The organism is Microbacterium sp. (genome assembly GCF_039812165.1).
GTDB lineage: Bacteria > Actinomycetota > Actinomycetes > Actinomycetales > Microbacteriaceae > Microbacterium.
Map to the genome: position 1 here is coordinate 1 of NZ_JBDIAB010000274.1, position 3,157 is coordinate 3,157.

2 protein-coding genes are annotated in these 3,157 nt (G+C 70.0%); both read right to left on the reverse strand.

Annotated features, from left to right (window positions below; genetic code table 11):
- Positions 1 to 3: 3 nt before the first annotated feature.
- Positions 4 to 600: a hypothetical protein gene (locus WML84_RS14170; RefSeq protein ID WP_347346784.1), complete on the reverse strand. Its 597-nt coding sequence runs from the start codon at positions 598 to 600 to the stop codon at positions 4 to 6.
- Entirely contained in the window at positions 597 to 3,071 is a 2,475-nt protein-coding gene (locus WML84_RS14175; RefSeq protein ID WP_347346785.1) for an alpha/beta fold hydrolase, read from the reverse strand. Before WML84_RS14175 ends, WML84_RS14170 begins: the two co-directional genes overlap by 4 nt.
- Positions 3,072 to 3,157 lie beyond the last annotated feature (86 nt).

The window sequence follows — 3,157 nt, forward strand, 5'->3', positions numbered from 1 at the left end:
ACGCTACCGTGTGCGTGTCAACGCGGCCTGAAGCAACGCGATCCGTTCGTCGAAGTGGCGCGCCACGGTGACCTTGCTGGTGTTCTCTGCGTCTCGGGCGAGCTCGACGGTGAACAGTGTCGCGCTCGCGTTGCGGAACGTGAATCCGCTCTGCAGTCGGATCGGGACGTCGATGAGGAGTTCGGCGAGCAGAAGCAATCGTCGGAGAGCGGTCTTCAGGGGATTCGTCTCATGGCCGATCACGAGGGAGCCGTCGTCGAGCCGGATCTCCCAGGTGGTTCGGACGATGCTGCGAAGAGGTCTCTTCCGCAGGGTCGCCAGTCGCCGCCCCCGGTGGTCGACGACCTCGAACACGCCGGCGATCGCCCGCGCGGACTCGGCAGCGCCGGGGCGATCGGAGATCCGGTGCTCGCGCGCGACGGCTGCCGGCCTCGACGCCGTCCCGGAGCCGAAGAGGCCGAGCGCGGTGCCGCCTCCGCTCGAGCTCAGGGCGGTGATGTGCGACCAGGTCCCGGATTCGATGGAGAAGTGCGACGAGCCGGCGCCGCCGGGCTGGACGAGAAGCAGGATCGCGTCGGCTCCCATGTTCGCGTGCGTCATGATCGCTGCGCCCTTCTCCGAGGCGATGCGTCCGGAGCGGCCGGATCACCGTGTGCGAACGTCGGCAGCAGGTGGCGCAGGGCGAAGCCGATCTCGGTCTCGAGCTGTCGGATCGTCTCGGCGGTGTCGAGGGAGCCATGACCGGCCGAGAACTCGTAGATCTCGTGCGGTTTGCCCGACGTGCTCAGCTGTCTTGCGAAGGAGACGAGCTGTGCTGCGGGGGAGCGCGGGTCGTTGACGCCGTGCAGGATGAGGATCGGGCAGCCGACCTCCGGCGCGTAGGTCGACGGCGAAGAGACGGCGTAGATCTCCGGCAGCTCCGCGGGCGACCCGCCGAACAGCGCCCGGTCGAACGCGCGGAGCGGTTCGGGCTCCTCCTCGTACGCCTTCGTGTAGTCGGCGATCGGGGCCCCGGCGATGCAGGCCGCCCAGGCATCGGGATGGAGCCCGGCCGCCAGCAGCGCGAGGTAGCCACCCCATGACCAGCCCTCGACGATGCAGCGTGCCGGATGCGCGAGCCCGGCGTCGATCGCCCAGGCGTGGGCTCGCGCGATGTCGGCCACGGCGCGACGCCCCGGGTCGCCGATGATCGAGTCACGCCACCGTCGACCGTATCCGGTGGATCCGCGGTAGTTGACGTGGACGACGGCGAAGCCGGCGTCGAGCCAGGCGGCCCGGGCCGGCGAGTAGAAGTCCTCGTCGGCGGCGTAAGGCCCTCCGTGGACGAGGAAGACGGTGGGTCGCGGCAGCGAATCGCCTTCGGGGGTCGCGTACAGGACGTGCAGGCTCTCGCCGGGCTCGTCGTCGAGGGGGATGAAGACGTCTTCGAGCGGTTGCGACGGCGCCCCCTGATCCGTCGCGCGAGTGAGGTCGCGGTCCGTCCCATCGACGCTGAGAAGGCGATGCTGGAACGGGTGCGCGGCGTCGCACCAGAGGTACTCGACGGCGCCATCGGCCCGGACGGCCCCGGCGCCGATCCACCCCGGTGGAGTCCGAAGCGGCTCGAGGTGCCCGGTCGCGATGACGTACCGGTGCAGCCGGCTCCGTCCTCGCTCGGTGTGGGCGATCAGCAGCGCCGTGCCGTCGGGATACCAGCGCGCCCACGCCTCGCCATTCAGGCCGAGCTCCAGCTCCGTCCGCTCACCGGTGTCGACGCTCCAGATGAAGGGTCGTCGATACCCGCCCCGCTCGTGCGTCATGAGCAGCCTCATGTCGCCCTCGAGCGGAGCAAAGCCGCCGATCTCCAGGCCGCTGTCGGGGCCGTCCCAGACGCGGGCGACCTCGACGCCGTCGGCGATTCGGACGACGACGGCCTGCGGGTGGAGTGCGTCGCCGTCCACGGTGCGACCGACCGCGACGAGCTCCTCGGCGGCATCCATCGCGTGCACGGTGACGAGCCCGGAGTCGGTGAGCAGACGCCGCCCGCGGGGAGTGCCCTGCACGTCTTCGACGACCCAGACGGTCGAGCCTTCATCGGTCGCGAGGCCCAGAACGGCGCGGCGGTCTCCGATCGCGTGTCCGAGCGACATGCCGCGCTCGACGTCGGGAGCCGGGCGTGCGACGGGTGTCGACGCGGGGTCTCGGGGGAACGGAGCGGTCTGCCACTGCCCGACCTCGTCTCCGGCGACATCGCTGAGCCACCACACCGTGCGCCCGTCGGGGCTCAGCCCGCTCAACATCACCCCATGGGTCGCGTCCGTCAGCTGCCAGCGCACGTCGCGCTCCCGATCCCAGGCATGGATCTGGAACGTCCCGGTCTCGTTCGACACGACGATCGCGCGATCGGCGCGCTTGCGGGCCGTGACGGGCAGCGTCGTCACGGGTGCGAGGAACCTGCCGCGTGCAGCGTCGGCCAGAGCGCCCAACGGCACGGGAGCCTCTCGTGCGACCGCGCGCGCTGCGGCCGACAAGATGCTCCGGGCGGTGTCGAACGTCACGGGCGATGCCGGCGTGAGGGTCTCCAGGAGCAGCCCCGAAGACAGCGCGATCAACAGGTTCGCGGTCTCGTCGATGGCTGCCGCGTCCACCCAGCCCTCCGAGGCGAGCTGCACCAGCCATGCTCGGACGTGCCGATGCGAACGTCGCGCGGCGGCATCCAGCAGTTGTCGACTGTGCTCGGACGGAGGCTGGGCGAACGCCGTCGCGTAGACGTCGAACCAGCCGGAGAGAGTGGACGTATCGGCGTACTCTGCGGGAAGGAACTGCCCGAGCGCCTGCTGCAGGCGTTGTGGGCCCGACCTCGAGGTGTCGAAGACGTTCGCGTCATCCAGACGGTCGTCCACGACATCCGCCACGAGCTCCGCGAAGAGGTCACGCTGCGATGCGAAATGATGCCGCAGCGTTCCCATGCCCACGCCCGCGGCCTCGCTGACGGCGCGCACGGTGACGGCGCGCATGCCGTGCTCCGCCGCGAGTGCTCGCGCAGCCGCCAGGATCCGCGCGCGGGTCTTCCCTCCCACACCTTCTGTCATACCGTCAGCTTAGAGCACGTACTAGCACATGTGCTAGTACACTCTCGGAAGGATTCGAGAGGTCGCGTACCCGATCGGATCCGGAA

Bases quoted from the DNA above. Each gene is read 5' to 3' on its own strand.
- WML84_RS14170 (WP_347346784.1), bottom strand. From the start codon at position 600: ATGACGCACGCGAACATGGGAGCCGACGCGATCCTGCTTCTCGTCCAG.
- WML84_RS14175 (WP_347346785.1), bottom strand. From the start codon at position 3,071: ATGACAGAAGGTGTGGGAGGGAAGACCCGCGCGCGGATCCTGGCGGCT.